General features: G+C 61.4%; 33 protein-coding genes. All 33 read left to right on the top strand.

The annotated features are described in order from the left end of the window. Window positions 1–534, top strand: a complete 534-nt coding sequence (nusG, locus tag KUW00_RS17325) for a transcription termination/antitermination protein NusG (protein WP_045990872.1) — start codon at window positions 1–3, stop codon at window positions 532–534. Window positions 535–675: 141 nt separating this feature from the next. Further along, on the top strand, window positions 676–1,107 hold the full coding sequence (rplK, locus tag KUW00_RS17320; protein ID WP_045990871.1) for a 50S ribosomal protein L11: 432 nt from the start codon (window positions 676–678) through the stop codon (window positions 1,105–1,107). 2 nt (window positions 1,108–1,109) lie between these two features. Beyond that, window positions 1,110–1,802 (top strand): 50S ribosomal protein L1, encoded by a 693-nt coding sequence (gene rplA / locus KUW00_RS17315; protein ID WP_045990870.1) that lies wholly within the window; start codon window positions 1,110–1,112, stop codon window positions 1,800–1,802. 253 nt (window positions 1,803–2,055) lie between these two features. Beyond that, a complete protein-coding gene (rplJ, locus tag KUW00_RS17310) occupies window positions 2,056–2,559 on the top strand; it encodes a 50S ribosomal protein L10 (RefSeq protein ID WP_045990869.1) in 504 nt (167 codons plus the stop codon). A gap of 80 nt (window positions 2,560–2,639) precedes the next feature. After that, window positions 2,640–3,014 (top strand): 50S ribosomal protein L7/L12, encoded by a 375-nt coding sequence (rplL, locus tag KUW00_RS17305; protein ID WP_108133877.1) that lies wholly within the window; start codon window positions 2,640–2,642, stop codon window positions 3,012–3,014. 234 nt (window positions 3,015–3,248) lie between these two features. Continuing rightward, window positions 3,249–7,328 carry a DNA-directed RNA polymerase subunit beta gene (gene rpoB, locus KUW00_RS17300; RefSeq protein WP_045990867.1) on the top strand — a complete coding sequence of 1,360 codons (4,080 nt, stop codon included), beginning with the start codon at window positions 3,249–3,251 and terminating at the stop codon, window positions 7,326–7,328. Between the two features lie 87 nt (window positions 7,329–7,415). Then, window positions 7,416–11,633, top strand: a complete 4,218-nt coding sequence (gene rpoC / locus KUW00_RS17295; protein ID WP_222569684.1) for a DNA-directed RNA polymerase subunit beta' — start codon at window positions 7,416–7,418, stop codon at window positions 11,631–11,633. A gap of 148 nt (window positions 11,634–11,781) precedes the next feature. Then, entirely contained in the window at window positions 11,782–12,156 is a 375-nt protein-coding gene (gene rpsL, locus KUW00_RS17290; protein ID WP_045990865.1) for a 30S ribosomal protein S12, read from the top strand. A 112-nt stretch (window positions 12,157–12,268) separates the two neighbouring features. Further along, a complete protein-coding gene (gene rpsG, locus KUW00_RS17285; RefSeq protein WP_023007554.1) occupies window positions 12,269–12,739 on the top strand; it encodes a 30S ribosomal protein S7 in 471 nt (156 codons plus the stop codon). A 30-nt stretch (window positions 12,740–12,769) separates the two neighbouring features. Further along, the gene (fusA, locus tag KUW00_RS17280; RefSeq protein ID WP_045990864.1) at window positions 12,770–14,890 is read left to right on the top strand and encodes an elongation factor G; all 2,121 of its coding nucleotides are present in this window, start codon (window positions 12,770–12,772) and stop codon (window positions 14,888–14,890) included. Between the two features lie 28 nt (window positions 14,891–14,918). Further along, on the top strand, window positions 14,919–16,112 hold the full coding sequence (tuf, locus tag KUW00_RS17275; RefSeq protein ID WP_045990863.1) for an elongation factor Tu: 1,194 nt from the start codon (window positions 14,919–14,921) through the stop codon (window positions 16,110–16,112). A gap of 160 nt (window positions 16,113–16,272) precedes the next feature. Further along, window positions 16,273–16,584: a 30S ribosomal protein S10 gene (gene rpsJ, locus KUW00_RS17270; RefSeq protein WP_045990862.1), complete on the top strand. Its 312-nt coding sequence runs from the start codon at window positions 16,273–16,275 to the stop codon at window positions 16,582–16,584. A gap of 151 nt (window positions 16,585–16,735) precedes the next feature. Continuing rightward, window positions 16,736–17,374 carry a 50S ribosomal protein L3 gene (gene rplC, locus KUW00_RS17265; protein ID WP_045990861.1) on the top strand — a complete coding sequence of 213 codons (639 nt, stop codon included), beginning with the start codon at window positions 16,736–16,738 and terminating at the stop codon, window positions 17,372–17,374. A gap of 14 nt (window positions 17,375–17,388) precedes the next feature. Further along, a complete protein-coding gene (gene rplD / locus KUW00_RS17260) occupies window positions 17,389–17,997 on the top strand; it encodes a 50S ribosomal protein L4 (protein ID WP_045990860.1) in 609 nt (202 codons plus the stop codon). Further along, complete coding sequence (gene rplW, locus KUW00_RS17255; protein WP_045990859.1) at window positions 17,994–18,290, top strand: 50S ribosomal protein L23; 297 nt, start codon at window positions 17,994–17,996, stop codon at window positions 18,288–18,290. The genes rplD and rplW overlap by 4 nt, the downstream gene beginning before the upstream one ends. A gap of 17 nt (window positions 18,291–18,307) precedes the next feature. Then, window positions 18,308–19,138 (top strand): 50S ribosomal protein L2, encoded by an 831-nt coding sequence (gene rplB / locus KUW00_RS17250; RefSeq protein ID WP_108133879.1) that lies wholly within the window; start codon window positions 18,308–18,310, stop codon window positions 19,136–19,138. A gap of 33 nt (window positions 19,139–19,171) precedes the next feature. Continuing rightward, a complete protein-coding gene (rpsS, locus tag KUW00_RS17245; RefSeq protein WP_045990857.1) occupies window positions 19,172–19,447 on the top strand; it encodes a 30S ribosomal protein S19 in 276 nt (91 codons plus the stop codon). Window positions 19,448–19,465: 18 nt separating this feature from the next. After that, window positions 19,466–19,798: a 50S ribosomal protein L22 gene (rplV, locus tag KUW00_RS17240; protein WP_045990856.1), complete on the top strand. Its 333-nt coding sequence runs from the start codon at window positions 19,466–19,468 to the stop codon at window positions 19,796–19,798. 11 nt (window positions 19,799–19,809) lie between these two features. Next, the gene (rpsC, locus tag KUW00_RS17235; protein ID WP_045990855.1) at window positions 19,810–20,508 is read left to right on the top strand and encodes a 30S ribosomal protein S3; all 699 of its coding nucleotides are present in this window, start codon (window positions 19,810–19,812) and stop codon (window positions 20,506–20,508) included. 15 nt (window positions 20,509–20,523) lie between these two features. Then, window positions 20,524–20,937 carry a 50S ribosomal protein L16 gene (gene rplP / locus KUW00_RS17230; RefSeq protein WP_045990854.1) on the top strand — a complete coding sequence of 138 codons (414 nt, stop codon included), beginning with the start codon at window positions 20,524–20,526 and terminating at the stop codon, window positions 20,935–20,937. Further along, the gene (gene rpmC, locus KUW00_RS17225) at window positions 20,937–21,128 is read left to right on the top strand and encodes a 50S ribosomal protein L29 (protein ID WP_045990853.1); all 192 of its coding nucleotides are present in this window, start codon (window positions 20,937–20,939) and stop codon (window positions 21,126–21,128) included. The genes rplP and rpmC overlap by 1 nt, the downstream gene beginning before the upstream one ends. 1 nt (window position 21,129) lies before the next feature. Then, window positions 21,130–21,390, top strand: a complete 261-nt coding sequence (rpsQ, locus tag KUW00_RS17220) for a 30S ribosomal protein S17 (protein ID WP_045990852.1) — start codon at window positions 21,130–21,132, stop codon at window positions 21,388–21,390. Window positions 21,391–21,438: 48 nt separating this feature from the next. Beyond that, complete coding sequence (rplN, locus tag KUW00_RS17215; RefSeq protein ID WP_009723896.1) at window positions 21,439–21,810, top strand: 50S ribosomal protein L14; 372 nt, start codon at window positions 21,439–21,441, stop codon at window positions 21,808–21,810. Between the two features lie 14 nt (window positions 21,811–21,824). Beyond that, window positions 21,825–22,142 (top strand): 50S ribosomal protein L24, encoded by a 318-nt coding sequence (rplX, locus tag KUW00_RS17210; RefSeq protein ID WP_045990851.1) that lies wholly within the window; start codon window positions 21,825–21,827, stop codon window positions 22,140–22,142. Window positions 22,143–22,160: 18 nt separating this feature from the next. Next, window positions 22,161–22,700, top strand: coding sequence for a 50S ribosomal protein L5 (gene rplE / locus KUW00_RS17205; RefSeq protein WP_045990850.1), 540 nt, complete (start codon window positions 22,161–22,163; stop codon window positions 22,698–22,700). A gap of 10 nt (window positions 22,701–22,710) precedes the next feature. Next, window positions 22,711–23,016 (top strand): 30S ribosomal protein S14, encoded by a 306-nt coding sequence (rpsN, locus tag KUW00_RS17200; RefSeq protein ID WP_045990849.1) that lies wholly within the window; start codon window positions 22,711–22,713, stop codon window positions 23,014–23,016. Between the two features lie 32 nt (window positions 23,017–23,048). After that, window positions 23,049–23,441, top strand: coding sequence for a 30S ribosomal protein S8 (gene rpsH, locus KUW00_RS17195; protein ID WP_045990848.1), 393 nt, complete (start codon window positions 23,049–23,051; stop codon window positions 23,439–23,441). 9 nt (window positions 23,442–23,450) lie between these two features. Beyond that, window positions 23,451–23,981: a 50S ribosomal protein L6 gene (rplF, locus tag KUW00_RS17190; protein WP_045990847.1), complete on the top strand. Its 531-nt coding sequence runs from the start codon at window positions 23,451–23,453 to the stop codon at window positions 23,979–23,981. Window positions 23,982–23,990: 9 nt separating this feature from the next. Then, window positions 23,991–24,341: a 50S ribosomal protein L18 gene (rplR, locus tag KUW00_RS17185; RefSeq protein ID WP_045990846.1), complete on the top strand. Its 351-nt coding sequence runs from the start codon at window positions 23,991–23,993 to the stop codon at window positions 24,339–24,341. An 11-nt stretch (window positions 24,342–24,352) separates the two neighbouring features. Further along, entirely contained in the window at window positions 24,353–24,853 is a 501-nt protein-coding gene (gene rpsE, locus KUW00_RS17180; protein ID WP_045990845.1) for a 30S ribosomal protein S5, read from the top strand. A gap of 6 nt (window positions 24,854–24,859) precedes the next feature. Next, complete coding sequence (gene rpmD / locus KUW00_RS17175) at window positions 24,860–25,042, top strand: 50S ribosomal protein L30 (RefSeq protein ID WP_045990844.1); 183 nt, start codon at window positions 24,860–24,862, stop codon at window positions 25,040–25,042. A 3-nt stretch (window positions 25,043–25,045) separates the two neighbouring features. Beyond that, entirely contained in the window at window positions 25,046–25,480 is a 435-nt protein-coding gene (gene rplO / locus KUW00_RS17170; protein WP_222569683.1) for a 50S ribosomal protein L15, read from the top strand. Next, window positions 25,481–26,812 (top strand): preprotein translocase subunit SecY, encoded by a 1,332-nt coding sequence (gene secY / locus KUW00_RS17165; RefSeq protein WP_045990842.1) that lies wholly within the window; start codon window positions 25,481–25,483, stop codon window positions 26,810–26,812. Window positions 26,813–26,834: the final 22 nt, after the last annotated feature.

Here is a 26,834-nt window from a genome sequence, read left to right as displayed (position 1 = left end):
ATGTCCAAGCGTTGGTACGTCGTCCACGCCTACTCCGGCTTCGAGAAGCACGTCATGCGCTCGCTGATCGAGCGTGTGAAGATGCACGGCATGGAAGATCTCTTTGGTGAGATTCTGGTGCCGACCGAAGAAGTCGTCGAGATGCGTGACGGCAAGCGCCGCAAGAGTGAGCGCAAGTTCTATCCCGGCTATGTGCTGGTCGAGATGGAAATGGTCGACGAGACCTGGCACCTGGTCAACGAGACGCCCCGTGTCATGGGCTTTATCGGCGGGACCAAGGAGAAGCCGGCGGCGATCACTCAGCGCGAGGCCGACGCCATTCTCAGTCGCGTCAGGGATGGGGCCGAAAAGCCGCGTCCCAAGACCATGTTCGAGCCCGGTCAGTCGGTGCGCGTCATCGATGGCCCCTTCGCCGATTTCAACGGCGTGGTCGAAGAGGTCAACTACGACAAGAGTCGTCTGCAGGTCAGCGTGCTGATCTTCGGGCGCGCCACTCCCGTCGAGCTGGAGTTTTCCCAGGTCGAGAAGGAGTAGGTCGACAAGTTTCTTACGGTGGGTCTGCTCAGGCAGGCCCGCCGTCATGTGCTGAAAGTTTTCAGTGCGTAGGGGTCGCCTCGAGAGGCGGCCGTTTTGTCCGGGGAGCCGCAAGGCGCTACTACCCAACTGGAGTCCATCATGGCCAAGAAAGTACAGGCTTACATCAAGCTGCAGGTTGCAGCTGGTAAGGCCAACCCGAGTCCCCCCGTGGGTCCCGCGCTGGGTCAGCACGGTGTCAACATCATGGAATTCTGCAAGGCGTTCAACGCCGAGACGCAGAACATCGAGCCGGGTCTCCCGACTCCCGTGGTCATCACCGTCTACTCCGACCGCAGCTTCACCTTCGTCACCAAGACACCGCCCGCCGCGGTGCTGCTGAAGAAGGCCGCTGGCATCAAGTCCGGCTCTGGTGAGCCGAACAAGAAGAAGGTCGGTACCGTGACCCGCGAGCAGCTCGAAGAGATCGCCAAGACCAAGGAGCCGGACATGACGGCTGCCGATCTCGACGCCGCGGTGCGTACCATTGCCGGTAGCGCCCGCAGCATGGGCCTCAACGTGGAGGGTCTCTGATCATGGCAAAGCTTACCAAGCGCGCAAAGCAGATTCGCGACAAGGTTGACGCCACCAAGGTCTACTCCATCGACGAGGCCGTGGCTCTGCTCTCCGAGCTGTCCACCGTCAAGTTCAAGGAGTCGCTGGACGTCGCCATCAACCTGGGCGTCGATCCGCGTAAATCCGACCAGGTGGTTCGCGGTGCGACCGTGATGCCCAACGGTACCGGCAAGGACGTGCGCGTTGCCGTCTTTACCCAGGGTGCCAACGAAGAAGCCGCCAAGGAAGCCGGTGCCGACATCGTCGGTATGGACGACCTGGCCGAGCAGGTCAAGAAAGGCCAGCTCGACTTCGACGTGGTCATTGCCTCGCCGGACGCCATGCGTGTCGTCGGCCAGCTGGGTCAGATCCTGGGTCCGCGTGGCCTGATGCCGAACCCCAAGGTCGGCACCGTGACCCCCGACGTCGCTACCGCCGTCAAGAACGCCAAGGCCGGTCAGGTGCGTTTCCGTACCGACAAGAACGGCATCATCCACACCACCCTGGGCAAGGTCGATTTCGAAGCCGACGCCATCAAGGGCAACCTGGATGCGCTGCTCGCCGACCTGAAGAAGCTCAAGCCGAGCACTTCCAAGGGCGTGTACTTCAAGAAGATGACCCTGTCCACCACCATGGGCCCGGGTCTGACCGTCGATCACTCCGCGCTGGTGTGATGCGACACAACAGGCAAGACACTTTGCGGTCCCCGTGCCGGGTGATTCACCCGGCCGGCGGGGCACCGTCAAAGACCGCAGGCGCCGCCGCCTGACCTTCGGGTCTGCCGGCGGCTTAATCGCCCCCGGGCACCTGCGCAGATGGTGTTGCCGCCAGGCATCTGGTGAGCACCATCATTGAAGCCCCTCTTCTACGGAAGGGGAGATGGTAACCATCGGAGCCCTCGGGTTCCGGCACGAAGGAGTGATCACAGTGGCACTAGCACTCGAAGGCAAGAAGGCAATTGTTGCCGAGGTCAGTGAAGTCGCCAAGGATGCACTCTCCGTCGTAGTTGCCGACTCTCGCGGCGTCGCGGTCCACAAGATGACCGAACTGCGTAAGCAGGCTCGCGAGAATGGCGTCCAGGTGCGTGTTGTGCGCAACACCCTGGCACGCCGCGCCCTGACCGGTACTCCCTGGGAGTGCCTGTCAGAGACCTTCGTTGGTCCGACTCTGCTGGCCTTCTCCAACGAACATCCGGGCGCTGCCGCTCGTCTGTTCAAGGAGTTCGCCAAGGATGAGAAGAACTTCGAAGTCAAGGCGCTGGCCTATGAAGGTGAGCTGATCCCGGCAAGCGATATCGACCGTCTGGCGACCCTGCCGACCTACGATGAGGCGATCGCCAAGCTGATGTCCGTCATGAAGGAAGCTTCTGCCGGCAAGCTGGTTCGTACTCTCGCTGCGCTGCGCGACCAGAAGCAGGAAGAAGCCGCTTAAGGCGTCGTCCTGTCGACCGACCACGATCCATTTCGCGTTCTCGGGTGACCGAGACGCCCGCAAAGTTAGGAATCTAGACAATGGCACTGACCAAAGAAGATATCATCAACGCCGTCTCCGACATGTCCGTCATGGAAGTCGTCGAGCTGATCGAAGCCATGGAAGAGAAGTTCGGCGTTAGCGCCGCTGCTGCTGTCGTGGCTGGCCCGGGCGCTGGTGGCGAAGCCGCCGCTGCCGAAGAGCAGACCGAGTTCGACCTGGTGCTGACCTCCGCTGGCGACAAGAAGGTCAACGTCATCAAGGCCGTCCGCGAGATCACTGGTCTCGGCCTGAAGGAAGCCAAGGGTGCCGTCGACGGCGCGCCGGCGACCATCAAGGAAGCGATGAGCAAGGACGACGCGGAAGAAGCCAAGAAGAAGCTGGAAGAAGCCGGCGCGTCCGTGGAGCTCAAGTAATCCTTGTGCCCATGGCTTTACGCGCTGCGTAAGCTTCCACGGCTGGTGGCGGGACGCCCGCTACCGGCCTTTTTCTGTTGTCACTAGCTGCCTGCCCCCAAGGGCCTGTAGCTTGCAGAATTCCGACGGCGAGTCACTCATCCGAGGACTTGCCGTCAGCGCCTGACGGAGACCGTCCGTCGGGTGGCGCCGACACGCATCGGTCACCCATGGTGAACAAGCTGGGGAATACAGATGGCTTACTCATACACTGAGAAAAAACGCATCCGCAAGGATTTCGGCAAACTGCCCCAAGTGATGGATGTGCCTTACCTGCTGGCCATCCAGCTTGATTCCTACTACGACTTTCTCCAGCAGGACCGCTCTCCCGAAGAGCGCATGGAAGTCGGCCTGCACGCCGCCTTCAGGTCCGTGTTCCCGATCGAGAGCTTCTCCGGCAACGCTGCGCTCGAGTACGTCAGCTATCGTTTCGGCACTCCGGCCTTCGACGTCAAGGAATGCCAGCTGCGCGGCGTCACCTACTCCGCTCCTCTGCGTGTCAAGGTTCGCCTGATCATCTACGACAAGGAGTCGTCGAACAAGGCCATCAAGGACATCAAGGAGCAGGAAGTCTACATGGGGGAGATCCCCCTGATGACCGAGAACGGTACCTTCGTGGTGAACGGTACCGAGCGCGTCATCGTGTCTCAGCTTCACCGTAGTCCCGGCGTGTTCTTCGATCACGACAAGGGCAAGAGCCACAGCTCCGGTAAGCTTTTGTACTCCGCTCGCGTGATTCCTTACCGCGGCTCCTGGCTGGACTTCGAGTTCGACCCGAAGGACAACGTCTTCGTGCGTATCGACCGTCGTCGCAAACTGCCGGCGTCCGTGCTGCTGCGCGCGCTGGGCATGAGCGCCGAGGAGATCCTCGACGAGTTCTTCGACACCAGCACCTTCCATATCGAGAAGTCCGGCTTCTCGGTGGAGCTGGTGCCGTCTCGCCTGCGTGGCGAGACCGCGACCTTTGACATCAAGGGCGCCGACGGTGAGGTCATCGTCGAAGAGGGTCGTCGTGTCACCCAGAAGCATATCCGCCAGTTGGAGAAGGCGGGTCTCGAGCGTCTGGAAGTGCCGATGGACTACCTGTTCGGCAAGACCCTGGCCAAGGATCAGATCAACCCCGCCACCGGCGAGCTGATCTGCCCCTGCAACTCCGAGATCACCCCGGAGCTGCTCGAGGCCCTCGGTCAGGCCGGCATCACCACCATCGAGACGCTCTACACCAACGATCTGGACTGCGGTCCCTTCGTCTCCGACACCCTCAAGCTGGACACCACCGGTTCCCAGCTCGAGGCGCTGGTCGAGATCTACCGCATGATGCGCCCCGGCGAGCCGCCCACCAAGGAAGCCGCCGAGACGCTGTTCAACAACCTGTTCTTCAGCGAAGACCGCTATGACCTGTCCGGCGTCGGCCGGATGAAGTTCAACCGTCGTCTGCGTCGTGATTCCGACACCGGTTCCGGTGTGCTGGATCGTACCGACATCCTCGACGTGCTGCGCGAGCTGATCAACATTCGTAACGGCTTTGGCGATGTCGACGACATCGACCACCTGGGCAACCGCCGCATCCGCTGCGTCGGCGAAATGGCAGAAAACCAGTTCCGTGTCGGCCTGGTGCGTGTCGAGCGCGCGGTCAAGGAGCGTCTGTCCATGGCCGAGAGCGAAGGCCTGATGCCTCAGGACCTGATCAATGCCAAGCCGGTGGCCGCTGCGGTGAAGGAGTTCTTCGGCTCCTCTCAGCTGTCCCAGTTCATGGACCAGAACAACCCGCTGTCCGAGGTGACCCACAAGCGTCGTGTGTCCGCTCTCGGCCCGGGTGGCCTGACCCGTGAGCGCGCCGGTTTCGAGGTGCGTGACGTTCACGCTACCCACTACGGCCGTCTTTGCCCGATCGAGACGCCGGAAGGTCCGAACATCGGCCTGATCAACTCGCTGGCGACCTACAGCCACACCAACAGCTACGGCTTCCTCGAGACGCCGTACCGTAAGGTCGTGGATGGTGTGGTCACCGACGAGGTGGTGCACCTGTCGGCCATCGAGGAAGGTGACTTCGTCATCGCCCAGGCCTCGGCCACCGTCAACGCCGACAAGAAGCTGGTCGACGATCTGGTCCAGGTGCGTCACCGCGGCGAGACCACCTTCATGCGTCCCGAACAGGTGACGCTGATGGACGTGTCTCCGCGTCAGGTGGTGTCCGTCGCCGCCGCACTGATTCCGTTCCTCGAGCACGATGACGCCAACCGCGCCCTGATGGGTGCCAACATGCAGCGTCAGGCGGTGCCGACCCTGCGTGCCGACAAGCCGCTGGTCGGTACCGGCATGGAGCGCTTCGTCGCCCGTGACTCCGGTGTCTGTGCCGTGGCCCGTCGTGGCGGCGTGATCGACTCGGTCGACGCCAAGCGCATCGTGGTGCGGGTCAACGAAGACGAGATCATCGGCGGTGAGGCCGGTGTCGACATCTACAACCTGACCAAGTACCTGCGTTCGAACCAGAACACCTGCCAGAACCAGCGTCCGATCGTTCGCCCCGGCGACAACGTCGCGCGTGGTGACATCCTGGCCGACGGTCCGTCCGTCGACATGGGTGACCTGGCGCTTGGCCAGAACATGCGCATCGCCTTCATGCCGTGGAACGGCTACAACTTCGAGGACTCCATCCTGCTGTCCGAGCGAGTGGTCCAGGAAGACCGTTTCACTACTATCCACATCCAGGAACTGACCTGTGTGTCCCGTGACACCAAGCTGGGGCCGGAGGAGATCACCTCCGATATCCCCAACGTCGGTGAATCGGCACTGGGCAAGCTGGATGAGGCCGGTGTGGTGTACATCGGTGCCGAGGTCGGCGCCGGCGACATCCTGGTCGGCAAGGTCACGCCCAAGGGCGAGACCCAGCTGACCCCGGAAGAGAAGCTGCTGCGTGCGATCTTCGGTGAGAAGGCGTCCGACGTGAAGGACACCTCTCTGCGTGCCCCCACCGGCATGAAGGGCACCGTCATCGACGTTCAGGTGTTCACCCGCGACGGCGTCGAGAAGGACTCGCGCGCTCTGTCCATCGAGCAGATGCAGCTCGACGAGGTGCGTAAGGACCTGCAGGAGACCTACCGCATCGCCGAGGACGCCACCTTCGAGCGTCTCAAGCGCACCCTGTCCGGTCAGCCGGTCAACGGTGGTCCGCGCCTGTCCAAGGATGATGTGCTGTCCGAGGACTATCTCGAGGAGCTGCCGCGTCAGCAGTGGTTCAAGCTGCGCATGCAGGACGAGAAGCTCAATGAACTGCTGGCTCAGGCCGACGAGCAGCTCGAGAACCGTCGCAAGGAAATGGACGAGCGTTTCGAAGACAAGAAGCGCAAGCTCACCCAGGGCGACGATCTGGCACCGGGCGTGCTCAAGATCGTCAAGGTCTACCTGGCGATCAAGCGTCGCCTGCAGCCGGGTGACAAGATGGCCGGCCGTCACGGTAACAAGGGTGTCATCTCGGCTATCATGCCGATCGAGGACATGCCGTTCGACGACAACGGTGAGCCCATCGACGTGGTGCTGAACCCGCTGGGTGTACCGTCGCGGATGAACGTCGGTCAGATCCTCGAGACGCACCTGGGCATGGCGGCCCGCGGTCTCGGCGTGAAGATCGAGCACATGCTGCGTGACGCCCGCGAGCAGCAGCTGGCTCAGCTGCGCGAGTTCCTCGGAGAGGTCTACAACTCCACCCAGGGTACCCGCGTCGAGGAGATCGAGTCGCTGTCCGATGACGAGATCATCGCGCTGGCCAAGAACCTGAAGAAGGGCGTGCCGATGGCGACGCCGGTGTTCGACGGTGCCAAGGAGCACGAGATCAAGCACCTGCTGAAGCTAGCCGATCTGCCGGATTCCGGCCAGATGACCCTGTACGACGGGCGTACCGGCGAGTCGTTCGATCGTCCGGTGACGGTGGGCTACATGTACATGCTGAAGCTCAACCACCTGGTCGACGACAAGATGCACGCGCGTTCCACCGGCTCCTACTCGCTGGTCACCCAGCAGCCGCTGGGCGGCAAGGCGCAGTTCGGTGGTCAGCGCTTTGGTGAGATGGAGGTCTGGGCCCTGGAGGCCTACGGCGCCGCTTACACTCTGCAGGAAATGCTCACGGTCAAGTCCGATGACGTGGAAGGTCGTACCAAGATGTACAAGAGCATCGTGGATGGCGATCACACCATGCAGGCGGGCATGCCGGAATCCTTCAACGTATTGGTGAAGGAAATCCGCTCGCTGGGCATCGATATCGAACTGGAGAGCTGAGGCGGCCCGAAAGGCGCTTCAATGAATGACGGTCCGCGGGGAGCAATAGCTCCCCGCCCATGACAACTCCGCAACGGAGCCGACCTAATGAAAGATTTGGTGAAAGTCCTCAAATCGCAGTCACAGTCCGACGAGTTCGACGCGATCAAGATCACGCTCGCGTCGCCGGACATGATCCGCTCCTGGTCCTTTGGCGAGGTCAAGAAGCCGGAGACCATCAACTACCGGACTTTCAAGCCCGAGCGTGATGGCCTGTTCTGCGCCAAGATCTTCGGTCCGGTGAAGGACTACGAGTGCCTGTGCGGCAAGTACAAGCGCATGAAGCACCGCGGCATCATCTGCGAAAAGTGCGGCGTCGAAGTCACCAAGGCCGCCGTGCGCCGCGAGCGCATGGGGCACATCGAGCTGGCAAGTCCGGTCGCCCACATCTGGTTTCTGAAGTCGCTGCCGTCTCGCATCGGCATGCTGATGGACATGACCCTGCGCGACATCGAGCGCGTGCTCTATTTCGAGAGCTTCATGGTCGTCGATCCCGGCATGACCACCCTCGAGCGTGGCCAGCTGCTCAACGACGAGCAGTACTTCGAGGCCCTCGAGGAGTTCGGCGATGACTTCGACGCCCGTATGGGTGCCGAGGCCGTCCAGGCGATGCTCAAGGATATCGATCTCGAGGAAGAGATCGAGCGTCTGCGCGAAGAGATCCCGCAGACCAACTCCGAGACCAAGATCAAGAAGCTGTCCAAGCGTCTGAAGCTGCTCGAAGCCTTCCAGGGCTCCGGCAACGATCCGGCGTGGATGGTGATGGAAGTGCTGCCCGTGCTGCCGCCGGACCTGCGTCCGCTGGTACCGCTGGATGGCGGCCGCTTCGCGACCTCGGATCTCAACGATCTGTACCGTCGCGTGATCAACCGCAACAACCGCTTGAAGCGTCTGCTCGACCTCAATGCGCCGGACATCATCGTGCGCAACGAAAAGCGCATGCTGCAGGAATCCGTCGATGCGCTGCTCGACAACGGTCGTCGCGGTCGCGCCATCACCGGCTCCAACAAGCGTCCGTTGAAGTCGCTGGCCGACATGATCAAGGGCAAGCAGGGGCGTTTCCGTCAGAACCTGCTGGGTAAGCGCGTCGACTACTCCGGCCGCTCGGTCATCACCGTGGGCCCAACCCTGCGTCTGCACCAGTGCGGTCTGCCCAAGAAGATGGCGCTTGAGCTGTTCAAGCCGTTCATCTACTCCAAGCTGCAGGCCAGCGGCCAGGCGTCCACCATCAAGGCCGCCAAGAAGATGGTCGAGCGCGAGCTGCCGGAGGTGTGGGACATCCTCGCCGACGTCATCCGCGAGCACCCGGTGCTTTTGAACCGCGCCCCGACCCTGCACCGTCTCGGTATCCAGGCGTTCGAGCCGCTGTTGATCGAAGGCAAGGCGATCCAGCTGCACCCGCTGGTGTGTGCCGCCTACAACGCCGACTTCGACGGTGACCAGATGGCCGTGCACGTGCCGCTGACGCTGGAAGCCCAGCTCGAAGCGCGCGCGCTGATGATGGCCACCAACAACGTGCTGTCACCGGCCAACGGCGAGCCGATCATCGTGCCGTCCCAGGACGTGGTGCTGGGTCTGTACTACATGACCCGCGAGCGCATCAACGCCAAGGGCGAGGGCATGGTGTTCTCCGACCTCAACGAGGTCGAGCGCGCCTTCGGCACCCAGAACGTGTCGCTGCACGCCCGCGTCAAGGTGCGCCTGGACGAGGTCGACATCGACGAAGAGACCGGCGAGCGCTCCGAGCACCGCCGTCTGCGTGACACCACCGTCGGCCGTGCGCTGCTGTTCCGCATCCTGCCGCAAGGGGTGCCCTTCGATCTGGTCGACCAGGCCATGAAGAAGAAGGCCATCTCCAAGCTGATCAACGAAGTGTATCGTCGCGCCGGTCTCAAGGCCGCGGTCATCTTCGCCGACCAGTTGATGTACACCGGCTTCCGTCTGGCCACCTGGTCCGGCGCCTCCATCGGCGTCAACGACTTCGTCATCCCGGACGCCAAGGCCGAGATCGTCGAGGCGGCCGAGGAAGAGGTCAAGGAAATCGAGGACCAGTTCTCCTCCGGTCTGGTGACCGCGGGTGAGAAGTACAACAAGGTCATCGATATCTGGGCGCGTGCCAACGACCAGGTCGCCAAGGCGATGATGGCGGGCATCTCCAAGGAGACCGTGATCGACCGCGAAGGCAAGGAAGTCGAACAGGACTCCTTCAACAGCGTGTTCATCATGGCCGACTCCGGTGCCCGTGGTAGCGCCGCCCAGATCCGCCAGCTGGCGGGTATGCGTGGTCTGATGGCCAAGCCGGATGGCTCGATCATCGAGACCCCGATCGTCGCCAACTTCCGTGAAGGTCTGAACGTACTCCAGTACTTCATCTCGACCCACGGTGCGCGTAAGGGTCTGGCGGATACCGCTCTGAAGACCGCCAACTCCGGTTACCTGACCCGTCGTCTGGTCGACGTCGCCCAGGACGTGGTCATCACCGAGGTCGACTGTGGCACCGAGCGTGGCCTGACCCTGCACCCGGTCATCGAAGGCGGCGACATCATCGTCTCGCTGGCCCAGCGTGTACTCGGCCGAGTGGTCGCTCAGGACGTCATCGACCCGAGTACCGACGAAGTGCTGATTCCGCGTGGCACCCTGCTGGACGAGGCCTGGTGCGAGCAACTCGACACCATGGGCGTCGACGAGATCATCGTGCGCAGCACCATCACCTGTGAAACCAGTCACGGTGTGTGTTCGTCCTGTTACGGGCGCGATCTGGCCCGCGGCCACCAGGTCAACATCGGTGAGTCGGCCGGCGTCATCGCCGCCCAGTCCATCGGTGAGCCGGGTACCCAGCTGACCATGCGTACCTTCCACATCGGTGGTGCCGCCTCGCGGGCCTCTGCGGTGGACAGCGTCCAGGTCAAGCATGGCGGCAAGGTGCGCCTGCACAACATCAAGTACGTGGAACGCGCCGACGGCAAGCTGGTCGTGGTGTCGCGCTCCAGCGCCCTGGCGGTGGCCGACGAGCATGGCCGCGAGCGTGAGTACTACAAGCTGCCTTACGGTGCCGAGCTTTCGGTGCGTGACGGTGATGCGGTCGATCCCGGCCAGGCCGTGGCCAAGTGGGATCCGCACACCCACCCGATCGTCGCCGAAGCGGAAGGCCAGGTGCACTACGTCGACATGGACGAAGGCCTGACCATGCACCGCAGCGTCGACGAGATGACCGGTCTGTCCTCGATCGAGATCATCGAGTCCGCGGCGCGGCCGATGGCCGGTCGCGACAAGCGCCCGATGATCATGCTCAACGACACCGCCGGCAAGCCGGTGACCGTCTCCGGCAGCGACACTCCGGTGCAGTACCCGCTGCCCGGCAAGGCGATCGTCACCGTCGACAATGGCTCGTCCATCGGCATCGGTGAGATCGTCGCGCGTATCCCGGTGGAGGCGTCCGGCAACAAGGACATCACCGGTGGTCTGCCGCGCGTGGCCGACCTGTTCGAGGCGCGCAAGCCGAAGGAGCCGTCCATCCTGGCCGAGATCAGCGGTGTGATCAGCTTCGGCAAGGAAACCAAGGGCAAGCGTCGTCTGACCATCACCCCGTCCGAAGGCGACCCCTTCGAGATGCTGATTCCCAAGTGGCGTCAGATCGCGGTGTTCGAGGGCGAGACGGTCGAGAAGGGCGAGGTGATCTCGGATGGTCCGAGCAACCCGCACGACATCCTGCGACTGCTCGGCATCGCCGAGCTGGCCAAGTACATCGTGGCCGAGGTACAGGACGTCTATCGTCTGCAGGGCGTTGGCATCAACGACAAGCACATCGAAGTGATCGTGCGTCAGATGCTGCGCAAGGTCGAGATCACCGACGCCGGTGACTCCGACTTCATTCCGGGTGATCAGGTCGAGCTGGTCCGTGTGCTGGAGCAGAATGCCGTGCTCCAGGCCAATGACAAGTTCCCGGCCAAGTACCAGCGCCTGCTGCTGGGTATCACCAAGGCCAGCCTGGCCACCGAGTCGTTCATCTCTGCGGCCTCCTTCCAGGAGACGACCCGCGTGCTGACCGAAGCGGCGGTCACCGGCAAGCGCGACTACCTGCGCGGCCTGAAGGAAAACGTGGTGGTGGGACGTCTGATCCCGGCCGGTACCGGTCTGACCCACCACGAGGAGCGTCGTCGCAAGCGTGAAGACACCGAGCGACTGCTCCAGCCGTCGGCCTACGACGTCGAGCAGGAGCTGGGCGCCCAGCTCACCGCGCTGGACTCGGACGACGACGAGATCTGATGTCGGCAAAAAGCCTGGAGCCTTTGCGGCTCCGGGCTTGACGCGCCTTGGCATCAGCCAGTAGAATGCGCAGCCTTTAACAGTGGGGTGGGTGTATCCGCGCCACTGTGAAAAGGCTTAGGCAACCCATTGGAGTCAGCTAACAGCTATGGCAACGATTAATCAGCTCGTGCGCAAGCCGCGCAAGCGTCAGGCCGCGAAGACCGACGTGCCTGCGCTTCAGGCCTGCCCGCAGAAGCGCGGCGTCTGCACCCGCGTCTACACCACCACCCCGAAGAAGCCGAACTCCGCACTGCGGAAGGTCTGCCGTGTGCGCCTGACCAACGGCTACGAGGTGTCCTCTTACATCGGCGGTGAAGGCCACAACCTCCAGGAGCACTCTGTGGTCCTGATTCGTGGCGGTCGAGTAAAGGACCTTCCGGGTGTGCGTTATCACACCGTTCGCGGCGCTCTCGACACCTCCGGTGTCCAGAACCGTCGTCAGGGCCGTTCCAAGTACGGCACCAAGCGTCCGAAGTCCTAAGGGCTGCGTCGCTTTCCATTACCAAGTTTGACCCGGTCTGATAAGAGTAAGGTCGAGCCGCCAAGCGCGAGTCTCGGGTTTACCTGAAGGACCCTTCAACCGAGGGCTTATCATGCCTAGAAGAAGAGTTGCGGCCAAGCGCGAGATTCTGCCGGATCCCAAGTTCGGATCCGAGCGTCTGGCCAAGTTCATGAACCACCTGATGATCAGCGGCAAGAAGTCCGTAGCTGAGCGTATCGTCTATGGTGCGCTGGACAGGGTTGCCGAGCGTTCCAATGAAGAGCCGCTGGAAATCTTCGACAAGGCGCTGGAAACCATCCAGCCCATGGTCGAGGTGAAGTCTCGCCGCGTCGGCGGTGCGACCTATCAGGTGCCGGTCGAAGTCCGTCCGTCCCGCCGCCAGGCGCTTGCCATGCGCTGGCTGGTGGACGCCGCTCGCCGTCGTGGCGAGAAGACCATGGTGCAGCGTCTGGCTGGCGAAATGCTGGATGCAGCCGAAGGCAAGGGTTCGGCAGTCAAGAAGCGTGAAGACGTGCATCGCATGGCAGAAGCCAACAAGGCCTTCTCTCACTACCGCTTCTAAAGCGCATCGCCAACCAACGGGAGTTACATCGTGGCTCGCAAGACTCCGCTTAAGCGTTACCGCAATATCGGTATCGTGGCCCACGTCGACGCCGGTAAGACGACTACTACCGAGCGTGTCCTGTTCTACACCGGTCTGTCCCACAAGGTCGGTGAGGTCCATGAGGGCGCTGCCACCATGGACTGGATGGAGCAGGAGCAGGAGCGTGGTATCACCATCACCTCCGCGGCGACCACCTGCTTCTGGCAGGGCATGAACAAGCAGTTCGATGAGCACCGCATCAACATCATCGACACCCCTGGACACGTTGACTTCACCATCGAAGTCGAACGTTCCCTGCGTGTGCTTGACGGTGCCGTCGTCGTGCTGTGTGGCTCCTCCGGTGTGCAGCCGCAGACCGAGACCGTCTGGCGCCAGGCTAACAAGTACGAAGTTCCGCGCATGGTGTTCGTCAACAAGATGGACCGCAGCGGCGCTGACTTCTTCATGGTCGTCAACCAGCTGAAGGATCGTCTCGGCGCCAACGTCGTGCCGATCCAGATCAACTGGGGCTCCGAGGACGAGTTCAAGGGCGTCATCGACCTCATCCAGATGAAGGCCATCCTGTGGGATGAAGACAACTTCGGGATGAACTACGACCTCGTTGATATCCCGGCGGAGCTCCAGGAGACCGCCGAAGAGTATCGCGAGCAGATGGTCGAGGCCGCCGCCGAGGCGTCCGAAGAGCTGATGGACAAGTACCTCGAAGAGGGCGAGCTGACCAACGACGAGATCAAGGCTGGTCTGCGTCGTCGTACCCTCGACAACGAGATCGTGCTGGTCACTTGTGGCTCTGCGTTCAAGAACAAGGGCGTTCAGGCCGTTCTCGATGGCGTCATCGAGTACATGCCGTCTCCCACCGAGGTCAAGGCGATCGAAGGTGAGCTCGACGACAAGGACGGCACCATCGCGACCCGTGAGGCCGATGACAGTGCGCCTTTCGCCGCGCTGGCGTTCAAGATCGCGACCGACCCCTTCGTTGGCACCCTGACCTTCATCCGCGTCTACTCCGGCGTGCTGAAGTCAGGCGACAGCGTCTACAACTCCGTCAAGCAGAAGAAGGAGCGCGTCGGTCGTATCGTCCAGATGCACTCCAACTCGCGCGAGGAGATCAAGGAAGTTCTGGCCGGCGACATCGCCGCCTGTATCGGCCTGAAGGACGTGACCACCGGTGATACCCTGTGCGACCTGAACGACAAGATCGTTCTCGAGCGCATGGAGTTTCCGGATCCGGTTATCTCCGTGGCCGTGGAGCCGAAGTCCAAGGCTGACCAGGAAAAGATGGGTATTGCACTGGGCAAGCTGGCCCAGGAAGATCCGTCCTTCCAGGTCAAGACCGACGAAGAGACTGGCCAGACCATCATCTCCGGCATGGGCGAGCTTCACCTCGACATCATCGTTGACCGCATGCGTCGCGAGTTCAAGGTCGAGGCGAACATCGGCAAGCCGCAGGTGGCCTACCGTGAGACGATTCGTCAGAGCGTCGAGCAGGAAGGCAAGTTCGTTCGTCAGTCCGGTGGTCGCGGTCAGTACGGTCACGTACACCTGCGCATCGAGCCGTTGACGGCCGAAGACAAGGGCGACGACGAAGAGATGCACTTCAAGTTCGCTTCCGAGATCGTCGGCGGCGTGGTTCCGAAGGAATACGTGCCGGCCGTCGAGAAAGGGGCCTATGAGCAGCTCCAGAACGGTGTCATCGCGGGCTACCCGATGATCGACGTCAAGGTAACGCTGTTCGACGGTTCCTACCACGACGTGGACTCCAACGAGACCGCGTTCAAGGTCGCCTCTTCCATGGCGATCAAGCAAGGCGCTCCCAAGGCCAAGGCAGTTCTGCTCGAGCCGGTGATGAAGGTCGAGGTCGTGACCCCTGAAGAATTCATGGGTGACGTCATGGGCGACCTGAACCGCCGCCGGGGCCTGGTCCAGGGTATGGATGACTCTTCCTCCGGCAAGGTCATTCGCGCCACCGTGCCGCTGGCTGAGATGTTCGGTTACGCAACCGACCTGCGCTCTCAGACCCAGGGCCGCGCAAGCTACACCATGGAGTTTGCGGACTACGAAGAGGCGCCGTCCAGCGTCGTTGAAGCCGTCATCAACCAGAACGGTTAACCGTTAGCTAACGAAAGAGGTCATAGCAGTGGCTAAGGAAAAATTCGAACGTTCCAAACCGCACGTCAACGTCGGCACCATCGGTCACGTCGACCACGGCAAGACTACCCTGACGGCGGCCCTGACTCGCGTTTCTGCCGAGGTGTTCGGCGGTGACTGGCGTGAGTTCGACACCATCGACAATGCTCCGGAAGAGCGTGAGCGTGGTATCACCATCGCCACCTCTCACGTCGAGTATCAGTCCGAGGAGCGTCACTACGCTCACGTCGACTGCCCGGGACACGCTGACTACGTCAAGAACATGATCACCGGTGCTGCCCAGATGGACGGCGCTATCCTGGTCTGTTCCGCTGCTGACGGCCCCATGCCGCAGACTCGCGAGCACATCCTGCTGTCTCGTCAGGTTGGCGTTCCGTTCATCGTCGTGTTCCTGAACAAGGCCGACATGGTCGACGACGAAGAGCTGCTCGAGCTGGTCGAGATGGAAGTTCGTGAACTTCTGTCCGAGTACGACTTCCCGGGCGACGACACTCCGATCATCACCGGCTCTGCCCTGATGGCTCTGGAAGGCAAGGACGACAACGGCATGGGTACTACCGCCGTTGCCAACCTGATCAAGGCTCTGGATGCTTACATCCCCGAGCCGGAGCGTGCTGTCGACCAGCCGTTCCTGATGCCGATCGAAGACGTGTTCTCCATCTCTGGTCGCGGTACCGTTGTGACCGGTCGTGTCGAGCGCGGCATCGTCAAGCCGGGCGAAGAGATCGAGATCGTTGGTATCAAGGACACCACCAAGACTACCGTTACCGGTGTCGAGATGTTCCGTAAGCTGCTCGACGAAGGTCGTGCTGGCGAGAACGTCGGTGCCCTGCTGCGTGGTACCAAGCGTGACGAAGTCGAGCGTGGTCAGGTTCTGGCCAAGCCGGGCACCATCACTCCGCACACCCAGTTCGAGGCGGAAGTGTACGTGCTGAGCAAGGACGAGGGTGGTCGTCACACTCCGTTCTTCAAGGGCTACCGTCCGCAGTTCTACTTCCGTACCACCGACATCACCGGTACTTGTGAACTGCCGGAAGGCGTCGAGATGGTCATGCCGGGCGACAACGTCCAGATGGTCGTCAACCTGATCGCTCCGATCGCCATGGACGAAGGTCTGCGCTTCGCCATCCGCGAAGGCGGCCGTACCGTCGGCGCTGGCGTCGTGGCCAAGATCCTGGTCTAAATCAGACCGGTGATCACCGAAGGGGGCTCCGCAAGGAGCCCCCTTTTCTGCGCATCGTCATTGAGGGTTTGACTCTCGATGGCGCGGCGCATATAATGCGCATCCTTTGAATGCGTGGGTTGACGGCTCGCGCCGTCAAGTTCCATTGGAGTTAGGGCAAATGCAGAACCAGAAGATTCGCATTCGGTTGAAGGCTTTCGACCATCGCCTGATCGACCAGTCCGCCGCGGAGATTGTTGAAACCGCCAAGCGTACCGGCGCCCAGGTTCGTGGTCCGATTCCTCTGCCGACCAATCGCGAGCGTTACACCGTGCTGGTTTCTCCGCACGTGAACAAGGACGCCCGTGATCAGTACGAGATTCGTACCCACAAGCGTGTGCTCGACATCGTCGAGCCGACCGAGAAGACCGTTGATGCCCTGATGAAGCTCGACCTCGCCGCTGGCGTGGACGTGCAAATCAAGCTCGACTGATATCACTAGACACCGCGGCCCAGCGTCCCTCTCACCCAGTAGAGGTTCAGCAGCCGCCACGCCGGGATGGCGTTACACAACGTGCTAGTGGAATGCTCTGGAAAGGGCAGCCATAGCGGGTGATAGCCCCGTACACTAAAGGAGACTAAGCATGACTATCGGTTTGGTCGGTAGGAAGGCCGGCATGACCCGTGTCTTCACCGAAGACGGCGCGTCTGTGCCCGTAACCGTTATCGAGGTTGATCCCAACCGCGTGACCTGCGTGAAGTCTGTCGAATCCGACGGCTACGCCGCGGTCCAGGTGACAACCGGCTCCCGCAAAGCCAAGCATCTGTCCAAGGCCCAAGCTGGCCTGTACGCCAAGGCAGGTGTCGAGGCTGGTCGTTCCCTGATGGAGTTCCGCCTGAGCGAAGGCGACGAAGCTCCGGAAGTGGGCGGCGAACTCACCGTATCCCTCTTCGAAGCTGGTCAAAGCGTTGACGTGACCGGCACCTCCAAGGGTAAGGGCTTCCAGGGCGCAGTGAAGCGCTGGAACTTCCGTACCCAGGACAACAGCCACGGTAACTCTCTGTCCCACCGTGCTCCGGGTTCCATCGGCATGTGCCAGACCCCGGGCCGCGTGTTCAAGGGCAAGAAGATGGCCGGCCAGATGGGCAACGCACGTTGCACCGTTCAGAGCCTGGAAATCGTCCGTGTCGATGCCGAGCGCAACCTGCTGCTGATCAAAGGCGCCGTTCCTGGTGCTACCGGCAGTGATGTCATCGTGCGCAGCGCCGTCAAAGCTGGCTGAAGGGGAACTTTCCAATGAATCTGAATCTTGCAGGTGCAAGCGCCGGGACCGTTGAGCTGTCCGACGCTACCTTTGGCAAAGAATTCAACGAAGCGCTCGTGCACCAGGTCGTCACCGCCTATCTGGCTGGTGGTCGTCAGGGCACCCGCGCCCAGAAGAACCGCTCCGACGTCCGTGGCGGCGGCAAGAAGCCGTGGCGCCAGAAGGGCACCGGTCGCGCTCGCGCCGGTACCATTCGCTCGCCGATCTGGCGCAGCGGTGGTGTGACCTTCGCGGCCCGTCCGCAGGACCACTCCCAGAAGGTCAACCGCAAGATGTACCGTGCGGCCATGCGCTCGATTCTGTCCGAGCTGGTCCGTCAGGAGCGTCTTGTTGCCGTTGATGCCTTCTCTGTCGAGTCACCCAAAACCAAGCAGCTGGTCGCCAAGCTTTCCGACCTGGGCCTGGAGAAGGTGCTGATCGTCACCGAAGAAGTCGACGAGAACCTGTACCTGGCAGCCCGCAACATCCCCAACGTGGATGTGGTGGACGTCGCCGCCGCCGACCCGGTCAGCCTGGTCGCCTTCGACAAGGTCCTGGCTACCGTCTCCGCACTGCGCAAATTCGAGGAGAAGCTGGCATGAACCAGGAGCGTGTATTCAAGGTTCTGCTTGGTCCGCACGTGACCGAGAAGGCCGCCATGGCCGCCGAGCGTAACCAGTACGTGTTCAAGGTGGCGAGTGACGCAACCAAGCCCGAGATCAAGGCTGCCGTCCAGGAGCTGTTCGGCAAGAAGGTCGACCGCGTTTCTGTTCTGAACGTGAAGGGCAAGACCAAGCGCACCGCGCATGGTGTTGGTATGCGCAAGGGTTATCGCAAGGCGTACGTGACACTGGCCGCCGGCGAGACGCTTGAAGACTTCTCTGGCGCCGAGTAAAGGCAGGAGTACGGATCATGGCAATCGTCAAGACAAAACCCACATCCGCCGGTCGTCGCCACGTCGTCAAGATTGTTGGTGAGGAACTGTACAAGGGCCGCGCTTACGCGCCGTTGCTCGAGAAGCAGTCCAAGTCCGGTGGTCGTAACAACCAGGGTCGCATCACCACTCGCCACGTCGGCGGTGGTCATCGCAACCACTATCGGATCATCGACTTCAAGCGCACCAAGGATGGCGTTCCGGCCATCGTCGAGCGTCTGGAGCATGACCCGAACCGTAGCGCCCACATCGCGCTGCTGAAGTACATCGACGGTGAGCGTCGCTACATCATCGCCCCCAAGGGCGTGAGTGCCGGTGATCGCCTCGAGTCCGGCGTCAATGCGCCGATCAAGAAGGGCAACGCACTGCCGCTGCGCAACATCCCGCTGGGTTCCACGGTGCACTGCATCGAACTGAAGCCTGGCAAGGGTGCTCAGATCGCACGCAGCGCCGGTACCAGCGCCCAGCTGGTGGCTCGTGAAGGCAACTACGCCACCCTGCGTCTGCGCTCCGGCGAGATGCGCAAGGTGCTGGCCGAGTGCCGCGCGACCCTGGGTGAGGTGAGCAATTCCGAGCACAGCCTGCGTCAACTTGGCAAGGCCGGTGCAAAGCGCTGGAGAGGTGTGCGCCCGACTGTTCGCGGTGTCGCGATGAACCCGGTGGATCACCCGCACGGTGGTGGTGAAGGCCGCACCAGCGGTGGTCGTCATCCGGTGTCCCCGTGGGGTATGCCCACCAAGGGCCACAAGACCCGCAAGAACAAGCGCACCGACAAGCTGATCGTCCGCCGCCGCAAGGCTCGCGGTTAAGATCCCACGCCAAGACATTAAGAGGTAACGGCTGTGCCACGTTCACTGAAGAAAGGTCCTTTTGTAGACCTTCATCTGCTGAAAAAGGTTGAGACTGCAGCGGAAAAGAACGATCGCAAACCGATCAAGACCTGGTCGCGTCGTTCAATGGTCCTGCCCAACATGGTCGGGCTCACCATTGCAGTCCATAACGGTCGCCAACACGTCCCGGTGCACGTCTCCGAGGAAATGGTTGGCCACAAGCTGGGCGAATTCGCTGCTACCCGCACCTATCGCGGCCATGCGGCGGATAAGAAAGCCAAACGGTAAGCCAGAGAGGATTAAGAGATGGAAGTCACAGCAAAGCTGCGTGGCGCCAGTTTATCCGCCCAGAAGGCCCGTTTGGTGGCTGATCAGGTGCGCGGTAAGCCTGTCGCCGAAGCAATCGACCTGCTGACCTTCTCACCGAAGAAGGCGGCCAAGCTGGTCAAGAAGGTGCTGCAGTCCGCCATCGCGAATGCGGAAGAAAACAACGGCATGGACATCGACGAGCTGCGCGTCTCGACCATCTGTGTCGATGAGGGTACGACGCTCAAGCGCATCCGTCCGCGCGCCAAAGGCCGTGCGGATCGCATTTTGAAGCGCACTTGCCACATCACCGTCAAGGTAGCCGAGAAGTAGGAGTCGACCAGATGGGTCAGAAAGTCAATCCGACAGGCATCCGACTGGGTATCGTCAAAGACCATACCTCTGTCTGGTACGCCGAGCGCGGCGCCTATGCCGATAAGCTCAACAACGACCTCGCGGTGCGTAGCTTCCTGGAAGAGCGTCTGAAAAACGCCTCCGTTAGCAAGATCACCATCGAGCGTCCCGCGAACAACGCGCGCATCACCATTCACACTGCCCGTCCGGGCATCGTGATTGGCAAGAAGGGCGAAGATGTCGATCGCCTGCGTCGCGACGTCACCGAGATGATGGGCGTGCCTGTTCACGTCAACATCGAGGAAGTTCGCAAGCCCGAGCTGGATGCTCAGCTCGTCGCACAGAACATTGCCGGCCAGCTCGAGCGCCGTGTGATGTTCCGTCGCGCCATGAAGCGCGCTGTCCAGAACGCCATGCGTCTGGGCGCTGGCGGCATCAAGGTGCAGCTCTCCGGTCGCCTCGGCGGCGCGGAAATTGCCCGCACCGAGTGGTACCGCGAAGGTCGTGTTCCGCTGCATACCCTGCGTGCGGACATCGATTACGCCACCTACGAAGCAAAGACCACCTACGGCATCATCGGTGTCAAGGTCTGGGTCTTCAAGGGTGAAATCCTCGGGGGCATCGAGGAGGTCCGCGCCAAGGCGAAGCAGAGCCAGGCAGCGCCCTCCAAGAAGAAAGGTTCCAGGTAAGGGGAGAGCGATTCGATGTTACAACCCAAGCGTACAAAATTCCGTAAGGTGCAGAAGGGCCGCAACCGTGGCCTGGCGCATCGCGGAAGCAAAGTGAGCTTCGGCGAGTTCGGCCTCAAGGCCACCGGCCGCGGTCGTGTCACCGCCCGTCAGATCGAAGCTGGCCGTCGTGCCATCACCCGTCACGTCAAGCGTGGCGGCAAGATCTGGATCCGTGTCTTCCCGGACAAGCCGATTTCCAAGAAGCCCCTGGAAGTCCGGATGGGTAAAGGTAAGGGCTCCGTCGAGTACTGGGTCGCACAGATTCAGCCCGGTCGTGTCCTTTACGAGATCGAAGGCGTTTCCGAGGAACTGGCCCGCGAAGCTTTCGCACTGGCCGCTCAGAAATTCCCGGTCTCCACCACCTTTGTGAAACGGACGGTGATGTGATGAAAGCCCAGGAAATTCGTGAAAAGTCCGCCGAGCAGCTCAATGAGCAGCTCCTCGAACTCCTCCGCGAGCAGTTCAACCTGCGCATGCAGAAGGCCACCGGCCAGCTGAGCCAGACTCATCTGCTCAAGCAGGTTCGTCGGGATATCGCCCGCGTGAAGACTGTGCTCAACGAGAAGGCAGGTGTCTGAGATGGCCGAAGAGAAAAAAGCCCGTACGCTCACCGGCAAGGTGGTGAGCGACAAGATGGACAAGTCCATCGTTGTAATGATCGAGCGTCGTGAGCGCCACCCGATCTACGGCAAATACGTTAAGCGCTCCACCAAGCTGCACGCCCACGACGAGACCAACCAGGCCAAGGCCGGTGACACGGTATCCATCCAGGAATGCCGTCCGCTGTCCAAGAAGAAGGCCTGGACCCTGGTCGAGGTTGTCGAACAGGCCAAGGGTTAAGGCCACGGCCTTAACCTCGTGCAGTCAGTTTAGGTTTGGAGAAAACCGATGATTCAGACTCAGACAATGCTGGATGTCGCCGACAACAGCGGAGCGCGCCGGGTGCAGTGCATCAAGGTGCTGGGTGGTTCACACCGCCGCTACGCTCGCGTTGGTGACGTCATCAAGGTCACGGTGAAGGAAGCTATTCCGCGCGGCAAGGTCAAGAAAGGCCAGGTGCTGAAAGCGGTAGTTGTCCGGACCCGCAGTGGCGTCCGTCGCAGCGACGGTTCGCTGATTCGCTTCGATGGAAATGCGGCCGTCTTGTTGAACAACACCAACGAGCAGCCGATCGGTACCCGTATCTTCGGGCCGGTGACGCGTGAACTTCGCAACGAGAAGTTCATGAAGATCATTTCCTTAGCGCCTGAAGTGCTGTAAGGGAGCGAGGCGACATGCAAAAGATCAAACGTGATGATGAAGTGATCGTCATCGCCGGCAAGGACAAGGGTAAGCGCGGTACCGTGAAGCGCGTCCTCAAGGACGAGCGGTTCGTGGTAGCGGGTGTGAACATGATCAAGCGTCACACCAAGCCGAACCCCATGGCCGGCAATCAGGGCGGTATCGTCGAGCGCGAGGCTCCGATTCACGCGTCCAACGTAGCCATCTTCAATCAGGAGACCGGTAAGGCGGATCGCGTCGGCTTCCAGATCAAGGAAGACGGTACCAAGGTACGTATCTACAAGTCGACGCAAGCGCAGATCGACGCCTAACGCGAGTCGGGTAGCAAAATGGCGAACTTGAAAGAACGTTATCAAAACGAGGTGGTGGCTCAACTGAAAGAGCAGTTCAGCTACGCCAACGTTATGCAGGTACCCCGGATCACCAAGGTGACTCTGAACATGGGTATCGGCGAAGCGACCAGCGATAAAAAGCTGATCGACGCTGCCGTCGGCGACCTGGAGAAGCTCTCCGGTCAGAAGCCGATGGTGACCAAGGCACGTAAGTCCATCGCGGGCTTCAAGGTGCGTGAAGGCTGGCCGATCGGCGTGAAGGTCACACTGCGCAGTGAGCGCATGTGGGACTTCCTCGATCGCCTGGTGAATATCGCGATCCCCCGCGTTCGTGACTTCCGTGGTCTCAACCCGAAGTCCTTCGACGGTCGTGGCAACTACAGCATGGGGGTGCGTGAGCAGATCATCTTCCCGGAGATCGAGTATGATAAGATCGACCGGATTCGTGGTCTGGATGTCACCATCACCACCACTGCCAACACCGATGACGAAGGTCGTGCGCTCTTGAGTGCACTGAACTTCCCGTTCAAGAAATAGGGGTGGGATCATGGCAAAGAAGAGCATGATTGAGCGTGAACTGAAGCGCACGCAACTGGTTGAGAAGTATGCTGCCAAGCGTGCTGAGCTCAAGGCGATCATCCAGGACGTGAACAGCTCCGATGAGGAGCGCTTCGATGCGCAGCTGAAGTTGCAGTCGCTGCCGCGTGACTCCAGCCCCGTGCGTCAGCGTAACCGCTGCCGCGTGACTGGCCGTCCGCACGGCTACTACAACAAGTTCGGCCTTGGCCGTAACAAGCTGCGTGAAGCCGCCATGCGTGGCGACGTGCCCGGACTGAAGAAGTCCAGCTGGTAACGCCACGTAGAATCATCAGGAGCGCAAGTTAAATGAGCATGCAAGACACTCTGGCGGATATGTTTACCCGTATCCGCAATGCGCAGCAGGCCACCAAGGAGACGGTCACCATGCCGTCCTCCAAGATCAAGGTTGAAGTGGCCCGCGTGCTGAAAGAAGAGGGTTACATCACTGACTTCGCCGTGAGCGAATCAGCCAAGCCCGAGCTGACCGTCAGCCTCAAGTACTTCGAAGGCAAGCCGGTCATCGAGCATCTGCAGCGGGTTTCCAAGCCGTCCCTGCGTAGTTACAAGGGCAAGGATGCGCTGCCGAAGGTCGCCGATGGCCTGGGTGTCGCGATCGTCACCACCTCCAAGGGTGTGATGACAGATCGTGCCGCGCGTCAGGCTGGTGTCGGCGGCGAAGTCCTCTGCACCGTATTCTAGGAGTTTGGAATGTCCCGCGTAGCCAAATATCCGGTTAAAGTGCCCGCTGGCGTCGAGGTCAAGATCGACGGCGCCACGCTGACCGCCAAAGGCGGTCAGGGCACCCTCTCCATGCCCGTTCACGACGATGTCGTGGTCGCGCAGGAAGATGGCCAGCTGACCTTCCAGCCGAGCAAATCTGCTAAGAGCTGGGCCATGGTCGGCACCACCCGTGCCCTGGTTCAGAACCTGGTCACCGGCGTGTCCGAGGGCTTTACCAAGTCTCTCGAAATCATCGGCGTCGGTTATCGCGCTCAAGCGAAAGGCCAGACGCTCAACCTGACACTGGGCTTCTCTCACCCGGTCGACTATCAACTGCCTGAAGGTGTCACGGCGGAAACGCCGAAGAACACCGTCATCGTGCTGAAGAGCGCGGACAAGCAGAAGCTCGGCCAGGTCGCAGCGGAAATCCGCGCTTTCCGTCCGCCTGAACCCTACAAGGGCAAGGGTGTGCGTTACGCGGATGAGCAGGTCCGCCGTAAAGAAGCCAAGAAGAAGTAAGGCAGGGTTATGAACGCGAAGAAAGAATCTCGTCTCCGTCGTGCCCGCCGCGCTCGCGCGAAGATCCGCGAGCTGGGCGTGTCTCGCCTGTGCGTCAATCGTACCCCCCGTCACATCTACGCGCAGATTATCTCGCCGGATGGTGGCAAGGTCCTGGCCAGCGCTTCCACGCTGGACAAGAGCCTGCGCGAGGGTTCGACCGGCAATGCAGACGCCGCAGCCAAAGTTGGTGCGCTGATCGCTGAACGCGCCAAGGAAGCGGGCATCACCCAGGTGGCCTTCGACCGCGCTGGCTTCAAGTACCACGGTCGTGTGAAGGCCCTGGCCGACGCCGCACGTGAAGGCGGCCTGGAATTCTAAAGGGTTTTACGATGGCGAAGAACGAACAGCAAAACGGCGATCTGCAGGAAAAGCTCGTGCAGGTCAACCGTGTCGCCAAGGTGGTCAAGGGTGGCCGTATTTTCGGCTTCACCGCTCTGACTGTCGTGGGCGACGGTAACGGTCGCGTCGGCTTCGGTCGTGGCAAGGCACGTGAAGTGCCGGTCGCGATTCAGAAGGCGATGGACCAGGCGCGCCGCAACATGATCAAGGTGAACCTGGTCGGCGGTACCCTCCAGTATCCGGTCAAGGCACGTCATGGCGCCTCCAAGGTGTACATGCAGCCGGCCTCTGACGGTACTGGTATCATCGCCGGCGGCGCCATGCGCTCCGTGCTGGAATTGGCCGGCGTGCACAACGTCCTGGCCAAGTGCTATGGCTCCACCAATCCGGTGAACGTGGTCCGCGCGACCGTGAATGGCCTGGCTTCCATGCAGTCGCCGGAAGACGTGGCCGCCAAGCGCGGTCTCTCAGTCGAAGCGATCACGGGGTAATACACCATGGCAGCTACGATCAAGGTTACCCAGACCCGCAGCACCATCGGCACGTTGGCCAAGCACAAGGCCACCATGAAGGGCCTCGGCCTGCGCCGCATCGGTCACACGGTTGAACTGGAAGACACCCCTGCCGTTCGCGGCATGATCCACAAGGTCAACTACCTTGTGCGTGTTGAGGGAGAGTAATCCATGAAACTTAACAGCCTGAGCCCGGCACCGGGCTCCAAGCACGCTGAAAAGCGCGTCGGTCGTGGCATCGGTTCCGGTCTGGGCAAGACCGGCGGCCGTGGCCACAAGGGCCAGAAGTCGCGCAGCGGTGGCAGCGTGAAGCCCGGCTTCGAGGGCGGTCAGATGCCCCTGCAGCGTCGTCTGCCGAAGTTTGGTTTCACCTCCGCCAAGTCTTTGGTTTCCGAGGAAGTCCGCCTGGCCGAGCTGGCCAAGGTCGCGGGTGACGAAGTCACTCTGGAAAGCCTCAAGGAAGCCAATGTGCTGAAGGATTCCACGCAGCATGCGAAGGTGATCCTTTCCGGCGATCTGAACAAGGCGGTCACCGTTCGCGGTCTGCGGGTCACCAAGGGTGCCCGCGCTGTGATCGAAGCCGCCGGTGGCAAGGTAGAGGACTAAATGGCCAAGTCAGGAAACATGCCGGCGATGGGCAGCGGTCTGAGTGAACTGTGGGCGCGTTTGCGCTTCGTGCTCCTCGCCATCGTGGTCTACCGTATCGGTGCCCACATACCCGTTCCCGGTATCAATCCTGACCAGCTTGCTGCCTTGTTCAGGGAGCAGCAGGGCACCATCCTGGGCATGTTCAACATGTTCTCGGGCGGTGCCCTGGAGCGCATGAGTATCCTCGCCCTCGGCATCATGCCGTACATCTCGGCGTCGATCATCATGCAGCTCCTGACCGCCGTCTCGCCCCACCTCGAGCAGTTGAAGAAGGAGGGCGAGAGCGGCCGCCGCAAGATCAGCCAGTACACGCGCTACGGCACGGTGGTGCTGGCCCTGGTTCAGGCCACCGGCATGTCCGTGGGTCTGGCCAGCCAAGGCATTGCCTATACGGCCGATCTCAGCTTCTATTTCACCGCGATCATCACCTTCGTGAGTGGCGCGGTGTTCTTGATGTGGCTGGGTGAGCAGATCACCGAGAAGGGCATCGGCAACGGCATTTCGCTGCTGATCTTCGCGGGTATCGTCGCCGGCCTGCCCGGAGCTGTGGCTCAAGCCTTCGAGCTTGCCCGCAACGAGGGCGCGTGGAATGTGTTGCCGCTGTTGGCGCTTAGCCTTCTGGGTATCGCCACCGTGGCGTTCGTCGTGTTCATCGAACGCGGCCAGCGCCGGATCACGGTGAACTACCCGCGCCGCCAGGTAGGCAACAAGATGTATGCAGGGCAGAGCAGCTACCTGCCGCTCAAGGTCAACATGGCGGGTGTCATTCCGGCCATCTTTGCCTCGAGCATCCTGTTGTTCCCCGCCTCCCTCGGTCAGTGGGTAGGTGCGGGCGACGGCATGGAATGGTTGCAGCGCGCGTCCCAGGCGTTGGCCCCAGGTCAGCCCCTTTATATCTTGCTTTTCGCGGCGGCGGTGGTATTCTTCTGCTTCTTTTACACAGCGCTGGTCTTCAACCCCAAGGATGTGGCCGACAACCTCAAGAAGTCGGGTGCCTTCCTGCCGGGGATTCGTCCTGGCGAGCAGACCGCTCGTTATGTCGACAAGGTCATGACTCGTCTGACCCTGTTCGGCGCTCTCTACATCACTGCGGTTTCCCTGATGCCCCAGTTCCTGATCGTAGCGTGGAACGTGCCGTTCTTCTTTGGCGGTACCTCGCTGCTGATCGTGGTCGTGGTCATCATGGACTTCATGGCCCAGGTGCAGTCGCACCTCATGTCGCACCAGTATGAGTCGGTGATGAAGAAGTCCAACCTGAAAGGCTACGGTAGCGGCGGCATCATGCGCTAAGGCGCCGCAGGCCGATTTGGCA

This window comes from Halomonas sp. DP5N14-9, from assembly GCF_019802175.1.
GTDB classification, from domain to species: Bacteria; Pseudomonadota; Gammaproteobacteria; order Pseudomonadales; family Halomonadaceae; genus Halomonas; species Halomonas litopenaei.
This window is presented reverse-complemented; position numbering and strand designations above follow the sequence as displayed.

What these genes read in the sequence shown, in the direction of transcription:
- nusG (WP_045990872.1), top strand. Translation starts at nt 1, where the DNA reads ATGTCCAAGCGTTGGTACGTCGTCCACGCCTACTCCGGCTTCGAGAAG.
- rplK (WP_045990871.1), top strand. Translation starts at nt 676, where the DNA reads ATGGCCAAGAAAGTACAGGCTTACATCAAGCTGCAGGTTGCAGCTGGT.
- rplA (WP_045990870.1), top strand. Translation starts at nt 1,110, where the DNA reads ATGGCAAAGCTTACCAAGCGCGCAAAGCAGATTCGCGACAAGGTTGAC.
- rplL (WP_108133877.1), top strand. Translation starts at nt 2,640, where the DNA reads ATGGCACTGACCAAAGAAGATATCATCAACGCCGTCTCCGACATGTCC.
- rpoB (WP_045990867.1), top strand. Translation starts at nt 3,249, where the DNA reads ATGGCTTACTCATACACTGAGAAAAAACGCATCCGCAAGGATTTCGGC.
- rpoC (WP_222569684.1), top strand. Translation starts at nt 7,416, where the DNA reads ATGAAAGATTTGGTGAAAGTCCTCAAATCGCAGTCACAGTCCGACGAG.
- rpsL (WP_045990865.1), top strand. Translation starts at nt 11,782, where the DNA reads ATGGCAACGATTAATCAGCTCGTGCGCAAGCCGCGCAAGCGTCAGGCC.
- rpsG (WP_023007554.1), top strand. Translation starts at nt 12,269, where the DNA reads ATGCCTAGAAGAAGAGTTGCGGCCAAGCGCGAGATTCTGCCGGATCCC.
- rpsJ (WP_045990862.1), top strand. Translation starts at nt 16,273, where the DNA reads ATGCAGAACCAGAAGATTCGCATTCGGTTGAAGGCTTTCGACCATCGC.
- rplC (WP_045990861.1), top strand. Translation starts at nt 16,736, where the DNA reads ATGACTATCGGTTTGGTCGGTAGGAAGGCCGGCATGACCCGTGTCTTC.
- rplD (WP_045990860.1), top strand. Translation starts at nt 17,389, where the DNA reads ATGAATCTGAATCTTGCAGGTGCAAGCGCCGGGACCGTTGAGCTGTCC.
- rplW (WP_045990859.1), top strand. Translation starts at nt 17,994, where the DNA reads ATGAACCAGGAGCGTGTATTCAAGGTTCTGCTTGGTCCGCACGTGACC.
- rplB (WP_108133879.1), top strand. Translation starts at nt 18,308, where the DNA reads ATGGCAATCGTCAAGACAAAACCCACATCCGCCGGTCGTCGCCACGTC.
- rplV (WP_045990856.1), top strand. Translation starts at nt 19,466, where the DNA reads ATGGAAGTCACAGCAAAGCTGCGTGGCGCCAGTTTATCCGCCCAGAAG.
- rpsC (WP_045990855.1), top strand. Translation starts at nt 19,810, where the DNA reads ATGGGTCAGAAAGTCAATCCGACAGGCATCCGACTGGGTATCGTCAAA.
- rplP (WP_045990854.1), top strand. Translation starts at nt 20,524, where the DNA reads ATGTTACAACCCAAGCGTACAAAATTCCGTAAGGTGCAGAAGGGCCGC.
- rpmC (WP_045990853.1), top strand. Translation starts at nt 20,937, where the DNA reads ATGAAAGCCCAGGAAATTCGTGAAAAGTCCGCCGAGCAGCTCAATGAG.
- rpsQ (WP_045990852.1), top strand. Translation starts at nt 21,130, where the DNA reads ATGGCCGAAGAGAAAAAAGCCCGTACGCTCACCGGCAAGGTGGTGAGC.
- rplN (WP_009723896.1), top strand. Translation starts at nt 21,439, where the DNA reads ATGATTCAGACTCAGACAATGCTGGATGTCGCCGACAACAGCGGAGCG.
- rplX (WP_045990851.1), top strand. Translation starts at nt 21,825, where the DNA reads ATGCAAAAGATCAAACGTGATGATGAAGTGATCGTCATCGCCGGCAAG.
- rplE (WP_045990850.1), top strand. Translation starts at nt 22,161, where the DNA reads ATGGCGAACTTGAAAGAACGTTATCAAAACGAGGTGGTGGCTCAACTG.
- rpsN (WP_045990849.1), top strand. Translation starts at nt 22,711, where the DNA reads ATGGCAAAGAAGAGCATGATTGAGCGTGAACTGAAGCGCACGCAACTG.
- rpsH (WP_045990848.1), top strand. Translation starts at nt 23,049, where the DNA reads ATGAGCATGCAAGACACTCTGGCGGATATGTTTACCCGTATCCGCAAT.
- rplF (WP_045990847.1), top strand. Translation starts at nt 23,451, where the DNA reads ATGTCCCGCGTAGCCAAATATCCGGTTAAAGTGCCCGCTGGCGTCGAG.
- rplR (WP_045990846.1), top strand. Translation starts at nt 23,991, where the DNA reads ATGAACGCGAAGAAAGAATCTCGTCTCCGTCGTGCCCGCCGCGCTCGC.
- rpsE (WP_045990845.1), top strand. Translation starts at nt 24,353, where the DNA reads ATGGCGAAGAACGAACAGCAAAACGGCGATCTGCAGGAAAAGCTCGTG.
- rpmD (WP_045990844.1), top strand. Translation starts at nt 24,860, where the DNA reads ATGGCAGCTACGATCAAGGTTACCCAGACCCGCAGCACCATCGGCACG.
- rplO (WP_222569683.1), top strand. Translation starts at nt 25,046, where the DNA reads ATGAAACTTAACAGCCTGAGCCCGGCACCGGGCTCCAAGCACGCTGAA.
- secY (WP_045990842.1), top strand. Translation starts at nt 25,481, where the DNA reads ATGGCCAAGTCAGGAAACATGCCGGCGATGGGCAGCGGTCTGAGTGAA.